Here is a 19,866-nt window from a genome sequence, read left to right as displayed (position 1 = left end):
CGAGCACACTACTTCACGGCCGCCCGCGCCGCAGCCGCCACCCTGCGCCGGCCCTCGAACGAGGTGTGGGAGCGGCTTCCGTTCAGGGCTCGTCGTCCCATTCCGTGCCGTCGAGGTCTCCACGCAGGGTTCCGGTCACCTGGTCAACGGCAGCCCCGACAGTACTCGTGAACCGCTCCGGGGAAAACCGGCCGTTCAACCCGTACTCATGGAGCTTGTCTTTCACCGGTCCTTTCATCTCCGCGAAGATGAGGGTGATGCCGTGGGAAGCGAGAAAATCGTCCAGCTCGAGAAGCTCATCGACGGCCGTCGTATCGATCTCGGTGATGGGCTCGGCCGCGAGAATAACGGTGTGGATCTCGCCACCGGCCGCGATAACGGTGGTCCGCACGTAATCGTTGAAGATACCGCCGTTGGCGAAGAAGAGTGGGGCGTCGAAGCGCACGATCACGATGCCGGGCAGTCGTTCGCCCTCCGGATGCCGGGAGAGATCATGGTAACCACGCAGACCGCTCACACGGCCGAGCTCAGCTCGGTAGGGTCGCCACGCATGGCCAACGAAGGCTCCGAGTGACAGGATGATCGCCACCGCGATTCCCTCGATCACCCCGACGGCGAGAACGCCGATGAAGGCCGCCAGCGAGAGTGCCGCATCGATCTTGTTCATTCTCACGAGTGCGAAGAATCCTCGAACGTCAACCAGCCCTGCTGCGGCAACGATCACCACCGCGGCGATGGCGGCCGAGGGGAGATACGCGGTAACGCCCGGTGCGAGCAGCATGAACGCCACGATGAGCAGCGCCCCAACCACGTTCGTCAGTTGCGAACGCGCCCCGGCCTGTTCGGCGACAGGAGTGCGTGAGGAGGAGGCAGAAATGGGGAAGCCGCCAAGCAGCCCGCCGGCGACGTTGGACACACCGATGGCAGACATTTCCTGGCTGCCGTCGACGCTCTCACCCCGTCGCGCGGCAAACGTTCGCGAGATCACGGCGGTATCGGCGAAAGCGATGAGCGCTATTCCCAAGGCGGGCAGGATGAGGGCACCAACGTCTCCCCACGCCAGGCCACCGAGCGCCGGCGCGGGAATTCCCTGCGGTAGCGCGCCCACGACGGGCAGGTCGTTCTGCAGTCCCAGAATGGCCGTCACGGCCGTTGCCCCCACGACGGCGGCAAGCACACCCGGCACTCGAGACTTGAGCCACGACAACAGGACGATGACGGCCAGCGTTCCGAAACCGATCAGCATCGCGGTCAGATCAACGTCGCCCTGAGCGATCCCGTCGACAATGCCCACGGCATCGCCGAACGGGGAATCGGCCGACACCGAGAATCCGAGAAGTGCCGGCAGCTGCGACATGATCACGAGCAGCGCAAGTGCGTTCAAATAACCCACCCGAATGGGCTTGGAGAGTAGGTCGGTCACAAATCCGAGGCGCAGAATACCGCCAAGCAGAAGTATCACGCCCACCATGATCGCGAGCAGGCCGGCCAGGGCCACGGCCCTCGCGTCGTCGCCGAACGCGAGCGGCAGAATGGCCACGGCAATGATCGGAGCCAGGGCCGAGTCGGGGCCGAGGACGAGGATACGCGATGGCCCGAAGACGGCGTAGGCAAGAAGCGGAATGATCGTGGCGTAAAGTCCGGCCGCAGGAGGGAGCCCTGCCACCTCGGCGTAGCCGATGCCCACGGGAATAAGGAGCGTCGTGAGCACGACTCCCGCACGTAGATCCGGCACCAGCCAGGCGCGCCGGTAGGAGAGCGCCGTGTCGATCCCCGGTACCCATCGTCGCAGCAGATTCGTGCCCAACTCGTTCCTTCCCGGCGCCTCGCTGTGCCCCAAAATACCAGCACGTCACGTCATCGACATTGGCCGCCGGCGCGTCAGCCGACATCCGGCGACTGCTGCAGCGGTCCCCTTTCGTACGATCATGCCAACCCGACTCGGTCGAGCGCGGCATTAGAGCGTGGTGCACCTACGAGGGCGCCCCTCGCCCGTGTTAGAGTGACCCTAATTAGGGGGCCACTCATTTCTATTTCATCGGCTTTTAACTTCTCACGTACCTCGCTGCTCAAGCGATCGGGCGCACTCGTTCTCGGCCTTCTGCTCGTCGGCTTCGCACTGACTGCTTCGCCGCTGGCATCTGCCTCGGCTGCGCCGTCGTCTCCGGCCGTCAACCAGTGCAACGGCACCGACAACGTCGGAGGTCAGGCAGTGGTGTGCGACATCACCATCGTCAACGACTACGATCTGACCGCCGGCACAACGAGTTCGACCGTCACGACGAAAGCTTGCCGCGGTTCCGCTGGCGCTCCGCCCACACTCACGTGTGAAGACTTGACAGTGACCTATCCGACGCTGACGACATCTGCCACGCAGTGCAATGGCTCGGGTAACGGTGCCGGTGCAAACGTCATCTGCAACGTCAACATCGTGAACAACATCACCGGACCCTTCACTGCAACAGCGGCCACCGTGAACCAGTGCTTCGAGTCCGGCACCGGCGGTGGCACACAGCCGACCGTTGACTGCGACCCGCTCCAGAATACGAATCTCGCCACAGCCACCATCGTGCAGTGCAACCAATCCGGAAATGGTGGTGGCGGTACCGACCGGGTGAACTGCACCGTCGGAGCCTCAACCGAGACGTCCGCACTTCCGGTCACGGTCAACCAGTGTGTCGGCTCCGCCGGCGGCGGCGGCGCGACCGTGGACTGCTCCACCCGCCTGACCAACAATGTTATCCCCGCGGCCCTCATCTCCACGCCGGTACCGTCGGCGACCGCCGCACCGATCGTCAAGGCAGCTCCAGAGCTCGCCGAGACCGGGTTCAGCTCCGCACCGATCCTCATCTCGACCGCCTCTGTTCTGCTGCTCGGTGGCCTCGTGGTGCTCATCGTGCTCCGGCGCCAAACTCGCCGCCTCGCACGACAGGACTAGCTGAACGGCCGCTAACGATCCGTCAGCAACGCGCCGACAACCCTCAGGGGTTGTCGGCGTGTTTTCGTTGATGGTCGGTTATAGTCCGACATTGACGGTGTCGAAGCCGAACTCGTCATACAGCTTCGTGACGAACGCTGCGGCATCGTGTGGTCAGACGCCGTCACCAAGGCACGACGACCCTGCGAAGTAGTCTCTAGGACCTTCAATCCAGTGTCTATGTGTAATTTCCCGAGTTTGAGCGTTGGATTTTTGACGCAGTGAGCCGCCGTGCAATGGTCAGTGCGAACGGATGAAGGTTCCTCGCAGAAAGACATACCCACGGTGGCTCTAGATCAATCTGAAGCCCGCGCTGCACGAGGGATCATCACCATGGATGAGCTGTCGGAGATCTGCGCGCTGGCGTCAGAACAACTACAGGCGAGGATCTCGGATCGAGTTCACGGCCGGCGTGTCCGTTCCCCCTGTTCCAGAAGAAGGGGGCATCACGGTCGTCCTTACGCCGTGAAGCCGGGTGGCCCGGCCTGCTCAGGCGAATGGCCCAGGTTCAGCCCGGCAGGCCAGACGCTGCCCAGTAAAACTGGTCCTCTTCGTGGAGCTCAACTGGAGGCGCGAACGCATCAAAAAAAAGTCGCTCCTTCCATTCGTCCGTTGTCGATTCCCCGATGCGGCGTGGCCGTAGTCAGCCGAGACGGGCTCGTCATTCGTCACGCCGGGTGCCCGATTCGGCCAGGTGCCCGGTCGTCTGGCTAGGCCTCACCCACCCGGCGGGTGGAGTCCTTGGCAGTGGGCTTTCACTGTTGTGCGGTTCTCAGCGCTCACCATCCAGGTGTACTGCTCGAGCTTCTCGATGAAGCCGTGCAAGATGTCGGCGCTGGTCGGGTCTTCCTCGTCGACCTCGTCATGCCCATCCGGCGCAGTGTTGTGTTGCTGCGCCCAGCCGTACGGCTGACAGATCAACGCCAAGGCACCCGAGGGGCCTGTCGTAAGAGCTTGTTGCGCTCTCGATACCATTGACTCATGGTCGATTTGCCGGTTCATCCCACGCAAGATCTCGTTACCGATTCGGTGTTCGCCGGGGGTCGGGCCGAAACTCTTCGATATCACGAAGATCTTTACGCGTCGACGCCGTTAGGGACCGCCGGTTCGTGGCTTTTGGGGCCGGATCGATTGGTCTTGAAGGCCATAGACCTGTCCGGCGGTGTCGGCCCAATCCTGGCATTTGACCTGGGCGCCGGCATTGGCCGTCACACGATCCCCATGGCTCGGGGACTTGCTGCCGGGTCTCGTGTTGTTGCTGTCGATGTGATTCCTTCAGCGATTCGCCGCCTCGAAGTCAATTGTGCCGAGGCGGGTGTTTCCGACTCGGTGACGCCGATCGTGCGCGATCTTGAGGAGTTCGAGTTCGACGTCAGCATGGCGGTGGGTCTCATCGTGGGTTTCTCTGCGGTGGAACATGTAAGCAGCGCTACGGCCATGCGCGGCCTGCTCTCCCGGTGTGCTGCGGCCACCGCACCAAGCGGTCTGATTGCCCTGGGCATTTTTGCAGACCGGATCGAGGAGCTCGCGGACGGAACTGTTCGGAGGGCGCTCGTTGAATTCGAGCTCGACTCCAAGGAGGTGCGCACCATGCTTGATGAAGTCTTCTCGTCATGGATCGTCGAATACGCCGACATCGGCGCGAATCACGTCTCTGAGGAACGCGATGGAATCCCGTACGAGTTGAGATCGACACTCATCCAGTTCATCGGCCGACGACCCGGCTGATGATCTCGTGTACCGCGGGTGAACGCGAGCATCGTCGCGATCGGTAACGAGCGACACGGAGCAATCACAGCACACCGCCACAAAGCGCTGAACTCCACAACGCCGATGGAGGTGCCGCCAGTTATCAGGTGGGTATCCCAGTCGACACGTGCACCCGAACCTCCATGCAGGTTCTCCCGTGACGGTTGTCAGTGTGAACGACGTCCGAAGATGAAACTGGCTGGCCATCTGAACCGCTTGAACCCCCAGGAACGATCATTTCCGGCAGGCGTCTTGCGCAACCAACGGCTGAGTGATTTCGGCAACGTTCTGGCGGCGCAATGACACGGAGCACAGTGTTTTAGGAGGTTGTCTCGCCGTAAAACTTCTTCGACGAGTTCCAGCAAGGGCTCCTGAGGCAGTCCCCAGGCCACATTCATTCATGTCGGGTAACCGGAATGCCCGGGCGAGCGCGCAGACAACTCCGCTGGACTTTCGCGGTGCCCACCGCCGCCGTGTGACCGGTCATCGAGGGCGCTCTTCCTCGTCGCGCCGGTGATGCCTTGTCACTGCTGTTTTCCGAGGAGGAGCCGGTTGAACGCCCATCCGGCTCCTGTGATGAGTAGGACCGCGCCCACCATGGAGAGCAACTGTGCGGGGGTGTGCAAGATGCCCAGGGCTACGATCAACGTCGATGCCCCCGCCGGGGGGTGAGGCAACTTCAGAAGGCTCAATGCCGCCGTCGTGATCCCCACAGCCAGCGCGCCCGCTATGACGTAGGACACGGTGAGGCCACCCACCGGCGCCGACGGATGCCCGGACAGGCCCAAACCGGTGTAGCAGACGAGGCCGGCAGCGATACCAACGAGGTGTCCAACGATCGTATTCAGGGGCCGGGACGCGGGCTGCTTTGGTGATTCGAAGAAGAGCATCACCGTGGGACCCAGGCTGGGGAACAACCACGGCTGCTTGAGGAGAAGCCCCACGACCCCGGTCATGGCGAGGGTCAGAACCGCGAGCACCGCCGCATACACGGCGCCGCCCCCACGACGCTGCTGCGCCTCCTCCAGAGGGCCGTGACCAGTCAGCTGAATCATTGGGCGACGATCAACGCTTGGGGCGCGGCTTGTTTCATCCGGGTCGTCAGCCAACCGAGCTGCACTTTCACCTGGCTCTCGCACTCGGACACCACCTGGATGAGCTGTTCATCACGCAGCCCCAGGGCTGCCTGCTTGATCATCATCCATGTCACATCGACCAGATTCGCCAGAAGGTAGAGATCCTGTAGGTCGCGGAGAAGCCCCAGCGGGCCAGATCGTGTCTCCGACATCTCCTCCGCATGCAACCGTTCCGGCTCGTCGTCGGGTCGCTCCCCATACCGTTCGATGACGGTTGCCAGGGCCTGTTCGTGCTGATCGCATTGCTTCGCCAGGGTTTGACAGAGATGGTAGATGTCCGGCTCCGCACCGTGCCCTTCTGCGACCTGCCGATACGACGACGCCAACGCCCGCTCCGCCTTCTCCAAGAGCCCCAAATAAACCGGCAACATCATGACAGCGCCTCCGCCCGGTCCGCCGTCCAGGCGTCCCGGTCCACGACGCTGGACGCCTCCCCGTCAGCACCCCCAACGGTCGGAGGTACAGTACCGGGGGTGAAAGGCCGAGACGCCGTTGTTGTGGGCGCCTCTGACGGGCCGACCGCGTCGGCTACTTTCTCGATCCGCACGGCCGCGGTTTTGAACAACGGCTGCTTCGAGACCGGATCCCACTCCGTGATCGTCAGTTCGTTCGCCGCCGACAGGCGCCCGTTCGACACCTGCGTGGAGGCGTCGAAGTAGCCGTAATGGAACGGGGCGAACACAGTCCCCTCACGCACGTCTCCAACACGCACTGGGACAACGATCTCGCCGCGCGGCGACGTGACGCGGGCGATGTCCCCCTCCACAAGGCCAAGCGTCTCAGCGTCAGTGCGCGACACCTCGACCCACGCCGTTGGTGCTGCCCGGTTCAACGGCCACGATCTGGCGGTCTTGGTGCGCGTATGGAAATGGTAGGCGGTGCGGCCGGTGGTGTAACGGTAGGGGTAATCGCTGCTCGGCTCCTCGTGCGGCGGCGCATAATCTGCGCACTTGAAGACCGCCTTCCCATGGGTCTCCAAGGCGCGGAACGCCTGCTCGCCGACGCTGGCGCCTGTGAGGAGATCGTGGCCGAAACTCTCGCAGCAATCAGGTTCGGTCGGGAAGACACCTTCGCCGTACAGCCGTGTCACGCCGTCCGGGTTCTCGTCATTGCAGGGCCACGGGATCCCGCTGCCGCCGCGGAGCTTGTCGTAGCTGATGCCGGTGTAATCGCACGGCCTTCCCCGGGAGCATTCCTGCCAAGCCCGGTAGGCGTCCTCCGGTCCATCCCAACCAAGCAGCGGCGAGCCGTCGTTTTTCGTGAAACCCATCCGCCGGGCGTAATCGAGGAAGATGTCCAGGTCCGAGCGTGCATTACCGGGTGGTTCCACCGCCTTGTCCGACAGGTGCACTATCCGGTTGACATTCGTGAACGTTCCCGTTTTCTCCCCCCAGCCGGCGGCCGGGAGAACCACGTCGGCATATTGGGCGGTTTCGGTGAGGTAGAGGTCTTGGACGACGAGAAAGACACTGTCCCGATCGAGGATTTCGCGGATGCGTTCCAGCTGCGGCATCGATACCGCCGGATTCGTCGCCGACACCCAGAGAAACTCGATACTGCCCTGCTCGACATAGCGGAAGATCTGCATCGCATGGGTCGGCGGTGCCCAGTGCGGGATCATGTCGACGTCGACTCCCCACAACTCCGCGAGTTGCTTCACGTGCTCCGGGTTCTCCCAGTTGCGGAACCCGGGGAGGTCACCGTCGGCTCCGCATTCCCGGTTGTTCTGCGCGGTCGGCTGCCCATTCATCTGCAGGATCCCGGCACCGGGCTTGCCGATCATCCCTCGCAAGAGGTGCATGTTGTTCACCTGACACGACGCCGCCGTCGCCTGGGCGGACTGGTAGAAACCCTGCAAAATCGTCGAGAGAACCCGCTCGGATTCGCCGAAGATCCGTGCCGCGTGGCGGACGTCGGCCGCGTCGACGCCGCACGTCTCCGCCACTTTCTCCGGAGTCCACGGGTCAACGACTGCACGAAGTTCGTCGACTCCGACCGCGTGCTCCTGCACCCAGGCCTCGTCAATCCATCCATTGACGAACAGTTCCCGGATGAGCCCGTTCATGAGGGCTTGATTCGTGCCGGGCCGCACCGGCAGGTGCACATCAGCGACCTTGGCGACCTCCGTCAGGCGCGGGTCCACGCAGACGATGAACGGCCGGTCCGGGCCGGCGATCCGGTCAAGAATTCGGGACCAGAGCACGGTTTGAGTTTCGGCCATGTTGTGTCCGTACAAGAACACGGCATCACAGTCGTCGATGTCGAGGTAACTGCCCGGCTGCCCGTCAGACCCGAAGGTTTCCTTCATAGCCGCCGCCGCCGTCGCTGTACACAGGCGCGTATTCCCATCCATGTGCGGTGTCCCGATGCCGGCCTTCCCGAGGACGGCCAGCGCGTAATACTCCTCCAGGAAGAGTTGCCCGCTGGTGTAGAAGCCGTGACTGAGAGGGCCCTTCCCCGCAAGCAGCGTTTTGCTGCGTTCCACGATGCGAGACATGGCCGTGTCCCAGTCCGTCTCGACCAACTCACCTGCGATACGGATCATGGGACGCATGAGGCGCTCCTGGCTCGTCATTCCGGGGATACTCCCGAACAGACCCTTCGGGCCCAACCGACCGTGGTTCACCCGGTCAACGGCACGACCCCGAATCCCGACCATCCGGTCGTCCTTGACGGCGATATCGCACGCACAGCCGTTGCTGCACAGCACGCAGGCGGACTGCACCCACCGGTCGACGTCTCCCTCTGCGATGCCGTCGGCGAGTTTCTGATCCACCCGCACCGGCCAATGTTCACCGCGGCTGAAGGGGGTGCGTTCCCCCCAGATGTCGGCAATCCTGTCCGTCATGAGACCACCCTGTCCTCGAAGTGCGCGAATGCCCATGATCGTACTCCCGAGCACAGCCTGACGTCTCAGGATTGGGCACCACGGAACCTCTGACCGTGCACCCTATGTCTCGCGGGACGAAGTGTCTGGACCACAGATTTGAGATTTTCCTAAAAGCCAGAATCGGCCGACGCGTCCGTCGCCTGATGGGCGCGGCAGGTACCACCGAAGCCGACGCCGGCGCCGACGCCCAGCTCGACCTCTCCCCCGCGTCGAAGAACCGCTGGACGGTTCCAAGACGGGCCCCGCGTCACCGGGCTGCTCGAGCTGCTTTCGCACCCGAGAACGGGAGCCGACAGACAGCAGTCGGCGTTCCGCAACCGCGGACTCCGCGTTCGCCGTGACGGACGCCGCATTCTGACGTAGACGGTTGGCGCGCCAATGGCGTAGCCGATTGGCGCGCCAACCCGAATTACTTGAGGATGCGAATGAGCTTCTTGTTGGCGAACTCCGCGATGCCGAAGCGTCCCAGCTCGCGGCCGAAGCCGGACCTCTTCACGCCGCCAAAGGGAAGCTCCGGGCTATCAAGGAGCGAGCCGTTGATGAAGACCATCCCAGCCTCGATCAGATCGGCGACGCGCAGGGCCTGCTCCGCATCCGTCGTGAAGAGGTAAGAACCCAGGCCATAGGGGATGTCGTTGGCCACCTGCACCGCCTCGGCCTCGCTCTCCACGCGGTAGATGGCCGCCACAGGGCCGAAGAACTCTTCCCGGTAGGCGTCACTCTGCGGGGATACACCGGTGAGCACCGACGGGGAGAAGAAGGCGCCGTCGCGGCGCCCGTGCAGGACAACCGTCGCCCCCTGCGTCTCGGCGCGCTGGAGCTGCTCCTCGAGTTTCTCAGCAGCGCCGAGCGACGAGAGCGGGCCCAGCGTCGTCTCCGACGACGTGGGGTCTGCGGGCAGATTGCCGCCGAACTTCGCTGTGAAGAGTTCCACGAATGCGTCGAACAGGCCATCGATCACGATGAAGCGCTTGGCTGCGTTGCAGGCCTGGCCGGAATTGTCCAGGCGAGCGGCGACGGCCGCATCGACGGCTTCCTCGAGGTTGTCGGTGCTAAGCAGGATGAACGGGTCTGATCCGCCCAGTTCGAGAACGACCTTCTTGAGGTTGCGGCCGGCGACCTCAGCGACCGCCGCCCCGGCACCCTCCGAACCGGTCAGCGAAACGCCGCACACGCGGGGATCCGCGATGATGTCTGTGATCTGGGCGTTCGACGCATAGAGGTTGCGGTATGCACCCGCGGGGAAGCCGGCATCCGCGAAGATCTGCTCGATGGCGGCGGCGGATTCGGGGCACTGCGAGGCGTGCTTGAGCAGGATCGTGTTGCCGAGCACGAGGTTCGGGCCGGCGAAGCGGGCGACCTGGTAGTACGGGAAGTTCCATGGCATGATTCCGAGAAGCACGCCCAGGGAGGTGTTGCGCATGAACGCCGAACCCTCACCGCCGAGCAGCTCGATCGGTTCGTCGGCAAGGAAGGCCTCGCCGTGGGTGGCGTAGTACCCGTAGATGTCCGCTGAGAAGTCGACCTCGCCCAGGGCCTGCTCGAGGGGCTTGCCCATCTCCCGCACGATGAGGTTGGCCAGGTGCTCCCGGCGCTCGGAGTGCAGCTCCGCAACACGCTGCATGAGGGCTGCTCGTTCGGCCACCGAGGTGCGGCGAGAGAACTCACTGTGGGCACGATCTGCGGCCCCGATGGCGTCGGTCACCTCAGCGTCCGTTGCCAGGGCAAAGCTTTGTCCGCTGGCCCCGGTGGCGGGGTTCGTGACTGCATATTTGTTCATGATCTCTCCACACGTTTCTTCGCTGATGCCGATCGAGAATGGGGCCAGTAGTGCACAAGCAGCGCCACGCTCGTGTCATTACAGTCTGCCGCAGTCAGGGCTTGGGGGAAACCATTTGCGTGCACTCATCTCCTGAGGTGTCAGAAACTGAGCGCGACCTCACCCGATGTCCGTCACTTACGAGATGCCTCTCACCACACCATGCCTGTGTCAAATGACGGGCATTGAGAACGAACACAGCGATAGCCCGAGTTCCCGTGCAGACGCACCGCATGTTTTTTCCTCAGGGTCCCCGGAGCTAACTGAAAAAAGGAAAAAATGGAGCCTTCCGTAAACGGAAATGACTGATGAAAGACATTCTCGCCAGGGAATATACGTATTATTCAGCCGGCCCTTGGTCGTGTCCGAGCTGGATGGCCAGTTCGCTCAGAGTGCGGGCCGTGTAGTCCGGTGCCGCGAAGTAGCGGGGGTAAGTCTCGTTGGCACGGTTCAACCATCCAGTCCGCAGGCCGGCCTGGGCTGCACCGTGAATATCCCAGGGATGGACGGCAATCAAAAGGATGTCGGCCGGTTGGACCCCACAGGCAACCGCGGCGTAGTCGTAAGCGGCCCGGACCGGTTTCCATGCGGGGGCGTCCTCCACCGTGAGTAAGGCTTCGAATTCGCTGTGGAGTTGCGCCCTGGTCAGCAAAGTTCGGGCCACCTCCGAGGACCCGTTGGAGAGGGTCACGAGGCGCACTCCCGCACGTTTCAGCGCGTGGATGCCGTCCGCGATGTCCGGGTGCAGGTTCAACGCTGCGAAGCCGTCCATGATGTGGTTCACGGCATCGTCGAGGCTCCGGGTCAGGGCGACGTCGCGGAGCATCTCCCGCAAGAGGTGGGAGCCGATCACCGAGAATTTCGAGGTTCCACCGGCGGCGGCGAGGGCGAATCCGTCCCTGAGCAGCGCGGCGAACCAGGCCCGAGCGAGGTAGGCCGGGGCGCCGACCTCGGCGAAACGGGCTTTCATGGGAGACATGTCCGAGAGGGTTTCGTTGACATCGAAAACGATCACTGACGGCGGACGATTGTTCATAGCAGAGTCCTCTGAGGTTGAAGCATGTGATGAAGCATTACGCGTGGAGCTGTTCGATGGCTTTGAAGTAGGCCTCACTATAGGTGGGAAATTGCGCCACAGAATCCCGGAGCTGGGCCAGGGCAATATGCACTCGGATGGCCTGTGCGGCTTGGTGGATCCACTCGCTGGCCCTTGGGCCTTCAGTTCAGGCGCCGAGGAGCAGGTCGCTGTCGGCGTCCGAGGATGGTGTCGGCCACGATGCGGCCCTGGTACATACCGACGTGGGTGAATGTCATGATCGCGTTTACATCGCCGATAGCCCAGATGCCGGGCGCGGCGCGGCACGACTCGTCGACCAGGGTTGCTCCGCGCTCGTCGAGGGTGACCCCAGCGCTTTCCAGCCCGAGCCCGTCGGTTCGGGGACGACGGCCGGTGCCCGGTTCCACCCCCCGCGCGCCGCCGCCGAGGATCACCGCTTGGCCCGGGATCTCCAGCAGATTCGTGGCTCGAAGGAGAGTCTTGGACGGAATGCATGCCCAGTAGGCGCATTCGCCGCCGATCAACTCGGCCTCCACCGCAGCCAGGCGTTTGCCGCCCTTCACCAATCGGTCTGCGGATATCTCGGACAGTCGGCATTCTTATGATGAGTCCTGTTCCCCCCGGTTTGGGAGCTGTTCTTCCGTGGCCGGCGCGCTCGGTATTGTGGTCGTGGTGTCTGCAAGCTTTCGGTAGACGACCAGGCTGTATACAGCATTGAAGCTAAGAAAAAGCGCGTACGCGAGCATCCACCACGCTCCCACGAATGCGGAATACACCCCGTAGGCGAGAGCTACGGGAAGTAAGACACTATTGGCGATCAGAAAAATTCTCCGAAGCCGGAGCTGCTTGGCCAGATCAGGTCTCACGTCTGGCGGCCAGGGCTCGCTCCAGTCACGCCGGAGCAACCAAACAGAACCGACCGAGATGAGGAGGGTGGCAGGCACGAGAACGAGAGCGCCAGGAATGCTCAACGGCGGATAAGCAATCATCACTCCTCCGCCAATGCCGAGAAGCACACCTAAAATTATCGCGGTACTACCCGCCGTTCTCGGCATGACCTTTCGTAGCAACCTCATCAACCGCACCCACGTCCTCGTCGGTAGCCCCTACTTCAGCATCGCCCATTATCCCTGCAATCGCTTGACCCCGGTTCACTACTTACGCTCACCTTTCTCGTAGCCAGCGGTGGCGAGGCTGATTCCACGGGTTTGTGAATCGCGACGATGATGGCCGTTTTTTGGCGCTACTGGCTCGAGCCGCGTTCTCGAAAGATCTGGGATCCGAAACGAGAATCTCGTGACACACATTCATGCTGTGCCCCGATGGAGACGGCCCCGTCCCGCACCGTCAGCCGATGCCCTTCCACTTCGCGTGCTCGGGGTGTTGATCTTTGCGGGAGGCATCACGTTGGCTCTCTGGATGAGCCTGGCACGTCGAATTGTTGTCCGTCCAGTTCGTGCCCGTAAACCGAACCCTTAGCGGGTCAGTTTCGCTCGGGCGTGCAGGACGACCTGACACGACAAGGCCGGGATGAATCGTGGCTCCTACCAAGGCGGAGAGGGACTCAGCGTGGGGAGCTCGATGGTGCGGTTGTAGCGGATGAGGTTGAGTCGATGAAGGTTCCGGCCTTGCGACTGCACGCCAGCGAGCTCACCGAGTCCGGTTTTCGCGGCCAAAGCTATCGCCAGCACCAGGCCTGCGGCCGACACGAGATTCGTGTCGTCAAAGGTCGCAGACAACGACGTGGATCAATAGAAAAGTTGCATCTAAGAGATGTCCTCTTGATTGGTGAATAGTTATGGTGGTAAACACTATTTACCCTGATCAAAAGTGCATTCTCTGCTTAACGTGCCGCTATTCTCTCAACTCGACCGGTAAATCGAGGCTGAGCGGCCTGGGCGCCCCTGCTCGGGTGGGCATCCGGCAGAGCAGGGGTGCACAGGAGGTGATGGCGGTTGTCCCGCCTTGCTTCTTACTACTCGAGCAACTTGCCGGCCTGGGTGACGTCTTCCATGAGTGCCGCGATCTCGGCTCGCACCGGCGGGATCTGCTCGTGCGCGATCGAGCCGTCGACTGACCACACCAGGTTCACCTGCAGGGCGGGGTCCATGTCAGGGAAGTCACTGCGGTTGTGAGCACCGCGGCTTTCCCGACGCTCCAGAGCGCAGGCGAGGGTTGCTCGCGCGGCCATGAGGGAGGCGCGCAGGTCGAAGGCATGCGCGAGGCCGGAGAAGCCCGCGACATCCGGATGCACTCCGATGCGGCCCTGGCGATCGTCGAGGTCGTCCAACTGGCGCAGCCCTTCCAGCAGCCCCGCCTCGTCGCGCACCACTCCGCCGAAGTCCGTCATGGTGTTGCGGATGTCGCGCTGCAACGCCCGCACATTCTCCTGCCCGTCCGAGGCAAGAGTGTCGGTCACCTCACGCTCGGCCGCGTCGACCGCGTCCTGTGATCGATTCTGGGAGCTGATCCCCGCGCTGTACTCGGCCGCAGCCTGACCGACAATCCGGCCGAAGACGAGCAGCTCGATGAGCGAGTTGCCGCCGAGCCGATTGGCCCCGTGTAGCCCGCTGGATGCCTCGCCGATGGCGTACATCCCGACGACATCGGTGGAGTGGTCATCCGGTCGCACCCACACGCCGCCCATGGAGTAGTGCGCGGTCGGGGCGATCTCGATGGCGGTAGTGGTGACGTCTAGTACCTGCAATTCCAGCATGGTTTGGTAGACGCGGGGCAGGCGCGTCATGATCGTCTCGCGGGGCAGGTGGGAAATGTCGAGCAGCACGCCGCCCTTCGCGGTGCCGCGCCCCTCCTTGATCTCGGTGTACGCGGCAAGGGCGACCCTGTCACGGGTGGACAATTCCATGCGCTCGGGGTCGTAGTTGGCCATGAACCGCTCGCCGAGTGCGTTCCGCAGAACCCCGCCCTCGCCCCTGGCGGCCTCGCTGATCAGGGTGCCTGCGGCATTCTCTGGTTCGAGAATTCCACTCGGGTGGAACTGAACCAGCTCGGCGTCGCGCAGCCGGCCGCCGGCATCCACCGCCAACTTGAAGGAGTCGCCCGTGTTCTCGTCCCGGCGGCTGGACGTACGACGCCAGATGCGGTTGTGTCCGCCAGCAGCAATGATGACTGCGTCGGCGATGATCGTCACCCGGCTGCCGTTGCGCAGGTCGAAGCCATAGGCGCCGAACACCACGTTGTCACGCACCAGGATGCGGGTGATGTACACCGAATCCAGGATGGGCACCTCAAGCTGGGCGGCCCGGGCGACCAGGGTACGTTGAATCTCGAGACCCGTATAGTCCCCCGCGAAAGCGGTGCGACGGTACTTATGGGCGCCGAAATAACGCTGGCTGATACGCCCGTCACTCTCGCGCGCGAACGGCATGCCCCAGCGCTCGAGGTCCTGGATGCCGCGGCCAGCGTTCTTCGTCACAATCTCGGCCGTGTGTGGATTGGCGAGAAAGTAGCTCTCCTGGATGGTGTCTGCTGCGTGCTGCTGCCAGCTGTCTTCGGAATCCATCGTGGCCAGGGCTGCGTTGATCCCGCCCGCTGCCAGCGACGTGTGTGCGTCGTTCTTGGGGCGCTTACCGACGGCAAGAACGTCAACTCCGCGCTCGGACAGCTCGATCGCGGCCCGCAGGCCCGAACCTCCGGTGCCGATGACGAGCACGGAGGTCGAAATACGGCGACCGGTGACGGTGTCGTTTGGCATGAGAGGCCTTCCCGGGGCAACAATACGAAGCCATGCCGAACGCGGCTGGCTCCGCCACGTTAGCTCGCGTTGCTGGGCTTTTGCCCCGATCACGCGGGGTGTCAGCCGCGTGCGCCGAGCATCTTCCATATCAGCGTGATCTCGATTGACAGGGCCTTCACGATGCTGTCTGCGAGGTCGAGAACCGCGCGATTCGTGCTTCGCCCGACAATCGCCTCGGCCGTGTCGACGCCGCCTTCGTGGTGGGCGATCATAAACGCGAGGAAGAGCCGCTCGACCTCCACCCCCCTGCCGGCTGGAGAGTTCCAGGAGCTGCTCACGGCTCGCAAGCCCTGGCGTCGTCGACCCGGCGCGTGGGTGGGGCCGGCGGCGTGACCGCGATTGCACACGCCGAACAAGGTAACGGGGGGACCTACGTGGATCTGGCCGTCTTGCTGGGCTTGGTGGCGTTGGCGTTAGTGGACTCGACCAGTTTCGGAACGCTGGTCATGCCGCTGGTCCTGCTGGTCCAGCCCCGGGGACGGGCGGGTCGCATTGGCCTCTATCTGGCCACGATCGGGGTGTTCTACCTTCTGCTGGGACTGGCGCTGCTCGGCGGTGCCACCTGGGCGCGCACTGCACTGTCCGGGGCCGGCGATGCACTCTCAAGCACGCCAGCGTCCGTCGTCCAGGCCGTGGTCGGGGTCGGCCTGTTCGCGCTCAGCTTCCGATACGACGCCAAGCCGATCGCTCACCGCAGGACCACCCGCGGTGGGCGCGCAACCCAACTGGAACGCTGGCGCGAGGCCGCCTTGGGCGAGCACGCCACGGCTGGTGCGTTGATAACTTCAACACTTGGTACCGAGATGGTGGAGGCGGCATCGATGCTGCCCGACCTGGCTGCAATTGGAATCATCACGACCGCGAACGTGTCGTTCACGAGCAGAGCGGCCATCCTGACCGGATACGTCCTGGTCATGCTGGCCCCCGACCTTGTGCTGCTGGTAGCAGGGCGCCGGCTCGAACCGCCGCTGACCCGGATGCGGGTCTGGGTAGCGCGTCGCACCGCTGGGCACTGGGCTGGGTCATCGGGATCATCGGGTTCCTGCTGGTATTGGATGCCGTCCGAGTGCTGGGGGAACGCGGCGTCCTCGGCGGTTGAACCCTCCAACTGGGGCTGAACCCGTGAAGCAACACGGCAACCCGAACACCCCGGCCAGAGCACATCAAGCCACACGCGAACGAAAGCACAGAGTCACACGTCCGGTAGGGGATCGGCATGCAACCCTCGAACGCTTTAGTCCGAAGTGGTCGCCTCAGGTCGTTTCAATCCGACGAACGGGCCCATGGCACGGGCGTAGTCATCCCTGCTCCCCGCCATCACCACCGTCAAGCCGAATGAGGCCAACGGGAGTTAGGCGGCTAGTTTGACCTCGGTATTGTCGGCGGGTTTGTTGATCCAAGCGGCGTCGGAAACGACGAGGATCTGCGGCATTTGATCGGTGCTGAATCGTTCCGGGTTGCGTGCGCGGGCTAATGCCAGTGTGGCCGCCACCCAAGTCCTCCTCATGTCTTGTTGAAATTGAATCTGGGCGATAACGGTTCGATTCTTTACATCGCTATCTCGCGCTTTCGGATGCGTCGACGGCATGGATGATGAGCGTCACGATTTGGCCCGCGTAGGGACTCCATGTGCCGGTTTAGTCACCCGATACAACACGGGACGTTAGAGCTCTACACCGTCGATGATCAGGGTTGCTATCGACTCCTCGTGGCCAGCACGAATTCCTCTCAGCGGCGTTGACAAGGCGGTCCCAGTCATCGTTTAGAGACTGCCGCCAGGGACGTTGCTGTAGCCGGGTTAATGGAACCGCTAATCATTCTCGTATTTGCCACAAGTTCTTCGGATCGTTGAAGCAGGCACCGTGGCCCAGCTATTGCCTCTAACCACAGCGAGCCGTCAATCGCGTTGCACCAGCAACCCGGAAGGCGGCTGACTCCACACAATCGGCTTTACTCAGAATCGTCGGGGTTCTTTCCATAGCGTCCAGATCGGAGGCTACGGAATCTCGCCACGGCAAACACGCCAGCCAGCAGGCACATAACAGCGAAGAAGATCGCCCCTCCGGGATTCTTCCCATCCGACGCAACGGACACCGCGCCGATGGTCGAAATGATGACACCGATCGGAGCCAACGCCATGGCGATTGTCACGAGGACGAGTTGGAACAGCCGGTCACGAGCAGACGGCTTTGTAACATCAAAGTTCACGGCATTCCCAATCTGGACTTGATCGGCGGAAGGTGCCGGCCGCGAGATGCGGTGCGCCCCACTATACGGTTTTGCCACAATTTCCTGTCCTCGACAACACCTACAGAGCTCAAGGTGCTGCACGCACGACGTGCACGCGCCAGTTCCGGCACACGTCTGTTACAAGACATTAGGTGGCCATAAATTGAGGCAGCGTGGCCAACACCGCTCCCAAGGGAGCCATCCGACGTGACCCTCTGCTCTGAAGTATCGGTTTCAGCGGTTGATACATCGCCTTCTGGTTTTTCTTGGCGGCTCGGGCATACCGCAACATGAGGAGCCCGGCCGTAAGCACCAGAAGCGTACTCAAGACAATAAGAGCAATATTCGCCGTGTTGAAACCCGAAGACACCCCGATCAAAATTTGCCCCAGTGCGGTGAACGTCGGGCCCAGGATCGAAAGTACACCGATCCAGAGCAGCACTTTTTTTGGCTTGTCTTCATCTGAATTAGTCGTCACGTCAAAGAGTGTGACAGCACTCTGATGTTCCTGGAAAGTTTTTTAGTCACACAGGGGTAGACGATCAGCCGACCGCGCAATGCGCCGTGACCGACGTTTGGGCAATCGAACGTGCGGCGGGCATGTGGCGGCTTACTGGCGGCGTTGTGACGTTGTGCTGGCGGAGACCGCATGCCACTATTCAAGCCATGAACATAACGCGCATCGTGCAGCTAAGGCAGGAACAGGGGTGTACCCAAGAAAGGCTGGCGGTCGAAGCAGGCCTCGGAATAAGAACCATCCAACGCCTTGAAGCCGGCCAGGATGCGAGCCTCGAGACTCTGTCTTTAATCGCTGGCGCCTTGCGAGTTTCTGTGCGCGGCCTCTTTGCCGAGATCAATGATTCATCGCTTCGTGACCGGGTCGAGTCTTGGGAATCCCGAGCCGAAGAACAGCAAGCGGCCCGTGAACGCATTGAGAAGGCGTGGCGCTGGCTCTATATCGGAATCGGTGTCGTCCTCACCCTCGCGACTATCACTGTGCCCACGTACGGTGTCACCGTGTTCCTCGCCTATTGGATAGGCGGCTACATGATTCTGGTCTCCGTGAGCAGAATTTACCTTGAACCGCGGCTACAAAAGGACTACCCGCTCTCCAGAAACAGACAGCAGATCCGAGCACGACGAAAATCAGCCACAGGCTCCTGGCGAATTAGCGAAATCGTCACTGAAAAAACGCGAGCCGCGCCAACTCGGCCGTAATAGGGCCTCTCAATAAAGGTTCCTCTGTCAAGACGGGGCCCGTATCCCATCACTGCGGGCCACAAATCGCGGGCGCAACGGGTAGACGTTTGGCGCACGCGATTACATCATGAACTAATGACGTGGTGGCGAAGACTTTCGATGGGCCGACGAATACTCCTTGCCGTTCTTCTCACCTCCATGGTGGGTCTCATCGGCTCGCTCGTTTGGGATTATCCGATGTTCCCGTTTTTCTTGATCGGATTTGCGGCCAGCATCATCAACTTTATTTGGTCGGCGAAATACGCTTTGGGCGCTCCCGTCCCCGGCTGCCCAGTCCTTTCAGCCCCACGGGATGAAACTTCGGGTCAGGGAGCTGATGGCGGACACGAGCAGTGACAGACAAACACGCCCGCGCCAGCACCCAGTTGAGGAGATACGCTGACTCTGGTCACTTGGGCGGAGGGTCCCGGTCGAAGGAGCAACTCGTGAGCGAATCCCATAGGTGCGGCCGAGGACGCGTAGCCGGCCTCGCAAGTACCGTTCTGATATCCGCGCTCTTCCTCTGGTGCCTCATACAAATTTCTCTCGGCGCAGCTCGAGCGGGAGATCCACAACATTTCATCATCGGGCTCATCGTCACCGGTGTACTCCTCGGCTTACGAGGTCTCGCCTTCGGGATCATCCATCAAGACACGATGCGACGACGACGAGAACGAGGACGAGGACGCGAAGATCCAACCCGGCGGGGCACGGATTAGGTCAACGTGCTTTTTCTGTTGTTCGCGCTCAAGGTCGGCTCGAAGCTGGCTAACTTCGCCCTTGACGCCCTTCAGTCGCCGCAGCGTGACGATTAGGAAAACGACGACGACCACTGTCGGAGCGGAGAGGAGAAGCAGTCCAAGGATCTGCAAGGACGGGTTCATCGTTGTGCTTCTTTCCGTAACACGTTGCGTTCGATGCGGATCAGATTCTGACGTTTCAGTTGAGCCACGGTCAACGCACCCACTTGCGATAACCACCGTGCGGTAAGCGTCTGCTGTCGACAGCATCAC

The 19,866-nt window shown here is 62.3% G+C and carries 18 protein-coding genes and 1 pseudogene; 4 read left to right on the top strand and 15 right to left on the bottom strand.

Annotated features, from left to right (window positions below; all coding sequences use genetic code 11):
- Window positions 1-82: 82 nt before the first annotated feature.
- Entirely contained in the window at window positions 83-1,807 is a 1,725-nt protein-coding gene (locus IWX77_RS15365; protein ID WP_297413198.1) for a SulP family inorganic anion transporter, read from the bottom strand.
- Window positions 1,808-2,002: 195 nt separating this feature from the next.
- Between IWX77_RS15365 and IWX77_RS15360 the strand changes: the two genes are divergently transcribed.
- Complete coding sequence (locus IWX77_RS15360) at window positions 2,003-2,938, top strand: hypothetical protein (protein ID WP_196845427.1); 936 nt, start codon at window positions 2,003-2,005, stop codon at window positions 2,936-2,938.
- 84 nt (window positions 2,939-3,022) lie between these two features.
- Here IWX77_RS15360 and IWX77_RS17510 read toward each other — a convergent pair.
- Window positions 3,023-3,126, bottom strand: a pseudogene (locus IWX77_RS17510) (NADP oxidoreductase); the annotation flags it as partial.
- Between the two features lie 568 nt (window positions 3,127-3,694).
- Window positions 3,695-3,952 carry a hypothetical protein gene (locus tag IWX77_RS15355; RefSeq protein ID WP_196845444.1) on the bottom strand — a complete coding sequence of 86 codons (258 nt, stop codon included), beginning with the start codon at window positions 3,950-3,952 and terminating at the stop codon, window positions 3,695-3,697.
- A 6-nt stretch (window positions 3,953-3,958) separates the two neighbouring features.
- Between IWX77_RS15355 and IWX77_RS15350 the strand changes: the two genes are divergently transcribed.
- On the top strand, window positions 3,959-4,705 hold the full coding sequence (locus IWX77_RS15350) for an SAM-dependent methyltransferase (protein WP_196845426.1): 747 nt from the start codon (window positions 3,959-3,961) through the stop codon (window positions 4,703-4,705).
- Between the two features lie 545 nt (window positions 4,706-5,250).
- Here IWX77_RS15350 and IWX77_RS15345 read toward each other — a convergent pair.
- The 8 genes from IWX77_RS15345 to IWX77_RS15310 all read right to left on the bottom strand — a co-directional run bounded on the left by IWX77_RS15345 (window position 5,251) and on the right by IWX77_RS15310 (window position 15,663).
- Complete coding sequence (locus IWX77_RS15345) at window positions 5,251-5,781, bottom strand: HPP family protein (RefSeq protein WP_196845425.1); 531 nt, start codon at window positions 5,779-5,781, stop codon at window positions 5,251-5,253.
- Window positions 5,778-6,236 carry a hypothetical protein gene (locus tag IWX77_RS15340; RefSeq protein ID WP_196845424.1) on the bottom strand — a complete coding sequence of 153 codons (459 nt, stop codon included), beginning with the start codon at window positions 6,234-6,236 and terminating at the stop codon, window positions 5,778-5,780. Before IWX77_RS15340 ends, IWX77_RS15345 begins: the two co-directional genes overlap by 4 nt.
- The gene (locus IWX77_RS15335) at window positions 6,233-8,710 is read right to left on the bottom strand and encodes a molybdopterin oxidoreductase family protein (protein WP_196845423.1); all 2,478 of its coding nucleotides are present in this window, start codon (window positions 8,708-8,710) and stop codon (window positions 6,233-6,235) included. The genes IWX77_RS15340 and IWX77_RS15335 overlap by 4 nt, the downstream gene beginning before the upstream one ends.
- Window positions 8,711-9,161: 451 nt before the next feature.
- Window positions 9,162-10,532 (bottom strand): NAD-dependent succinate-semialdehyde dehydrogenase, encoded by a 1,371-nt coding sequence (locus IWX77_RS15330; RefSeq protein ID WP_196845422.1) that lies wholly within the window; start codon window positions 10,530-10,532, stop codon window positions 9,162-9,164.
- 379 nt (window positions 10,533-10,911) lie between these two features.
- Window positions 10,912-11,607, bottom strand: a complete 696-nt coding sequence (locus IWX77_RS15325) for a haloacid dehalogenase type II (RefSeq protein WP_196845421.1) — start codon at window positions 11,605-11,607, stop codon at window positions 10,912-10,914.
- Between the two features lie 182 nt (window positions 11,608-11,789).
- Window positions 11,790-12,191: an FAD-dependent oxidoreductase gene (locus IWX77_RS15320; RefSeq protein ID WP_327012242.1), complete on the bottom strand. Its 402-nt coding sequence runs from the start codon at window positions 12,189-12,191 to the stop codon at window positions 11,790-11,792.
- Between the two features lie 1,412 nt (window positions 12,192-13,603).
- Window positions 13,604-15,343, bottom strand: a complete 1,740-nt coding sequence (locus IWX77_RS15315) for an FAD-binding protein (RefSeq protein WP_196845420.1) — start codon at window positions 15,341-15,343, stop codon at window positions 13,604-13,606.
- A 101-nt stretch (window positions 15,344-15,444) separates the two neighbouring features.
- A complete protein-coding gene (locus IWX77_RS15310) occupies window positions 15,445-15,663 on the bottom strand; it encodes a DUF305 domain-containing protein (protein ID WP_196845419.1) in 219 nt (72 codons plus the stop codon).
- A 51-nt stretch (window positions 15,664-15,714) separates the two neighbouring features.
- On the opposite strand from IWX77_RS15310, the gene IWX77_RS15305 reads away from it, so the two are divergent.
- Window positions 15,715-16,503, top strand: a complete 789-nt coding sequence (locus IWX77_RS15305; protein ID WP_196845418.1) for a GAP family protein — start codon at window positions 15,715-15,717, stop codon at window positions 16,501-16,503.
- 233 nt (window positions 16,504-16,736) lie between these two features.
- Here IWX77_RS15305 and IWX77_RS15300 read toward each other — a convergent pair whose 3' ends face one another.
- From IWX77_RS15300 to IWX77_RS15290, 3 genes are all read right to left on the bottom strand, one after another.
- A complete protein-coding gene (locus tag IWX77_RS15300) occupies window positions 16,737-16,877 on the bottom strand; it encodes a hypothetical protein (protein WP_196845417.1) in 141 nt (46 codons plus the stop codon).
- A 458-nt stretch (window positions 16,878-17,335) separates the two neighbouring features.
- A complete protein-coding gene (locus IWX77_RS15295) occupies window positions 17,336-17,593 on the bottom strand; it encodes a hypothetical protein (protein ID WP_196845416.1) in 258 nt (85 codons plus the stop codon).
- Window positions 17,594-17,762: 169 nt separating this feature from the next.
- The gene (locus IWX77_RS15290) at window positions 17,763-18,092 is read right to left on the bottom strand and encodes a hypothetical protein (protein WP_196845415.1); all 330 of its coding nucleotides are present in this window, start codon (window positions 18,090-18,092) and stop codon (window positions 17,763-17,765) included.
- Window positions 18,093-18,178: 86 nt separating this feature from the next.
- Between IWX77_RS15290 and IWX77_RS15285 the strand changes: the two genes are divergently transcribed.
- Window positions 18,179-18,832 (top strand): helix-turn-helix domain-containing protein, encoded by a 654-nt coding sequence (locus tag IWX77_RS15285; RefSeq protein WP_327012241.1) that lies wholly within the window; start codon window positions 18,179-18,181, stop codon window positions 18,830-18,832.
- A 638-nt stretch (window positions 18,833-19,470) separates the two neighbouring features.
- On the opposite strand, the gene IWX77_RS15280 is transcribed toward IWX77_RS15285, so the two are convergent.
- A partial coding sequence (locus IWX77_RS15280; RefSeq protein ID WP_327012240.1) for a hypothetical protein occupies window positions 19,471-19,866 on the bottom strand: 396 nt, incomplete at its 5' end.

Source organism: Cryobacterium sp. CAN_C2, from assembly GCF_015751745.1.
In the GTDB taxonomy this organism is placed as follows: domain Bacteria; phylum Actinomycetota; class Actinomycetes; order Actinomycetales; family Microbacteriaceae; genus Cryobacterium.
Note: the sequence above shows the minus strand (reverse complement) of the source record. Positions and strands in the feature narration are given on the sequence as shown.

Coding starts and splice junctions, on each gene's coding strand:
- IWX77_RS15355 (WP_196845444.1), bottom strand. CDS start 3,952: ATGGTATCGAGAGCGCAACAAGCTCTTACGACAGGCCCCTCGGGTGCC.
- IWX77_RS15350 (WP_196845426.1), top strand. CDS start 3,959: ATGGTCGATTTGCCGGTTCATCCCACGCAAGATCTCGTTACCGATTCG.
- IWX77_RS15345 (WP_196845425.1), bottom strand. CDS start 5,781: ATGATTCAGCTGACTGGTCACGGCCCTCTGGAGGAGGCGCAGCAGCGT.
- IWX77_RS15340 (WP_196845424.1), bottom strand. CDS start 6,236: ATGATGTTGCCGGTTTATTTGGGGCTCTTGGAGAAGGCGGAGCGGGCG.
- IWX77_RS15335 (WP_196845423.1), bottom strand. CDS start 8,710: ATGACGGACAGGATTGCCGACATCTGGGGGGAACGCACCCCCTTCAGC.
- IWX77_RS15330 (WP_196845422.1), bottom strand. CDS start 10,532: ATGAACAAATATGCAGTCACGAACCCCGCCACCGGGGCCAGCGGACAA.
- IWX77_RS15325 (WP_196845421.1), bottom strand. CDS start 11,607: ATGAACAATCGTCCGCCGTCAGTGATCGTTTTCGATGTCAACGAAACC.
- IWX77_RS15315 (WP_196845420.1), bottom strand. CDS start 15,343: ATGCCAAACGACACCGTCACCGGTCGCCGTATTTCGACCTCCGTGCTC.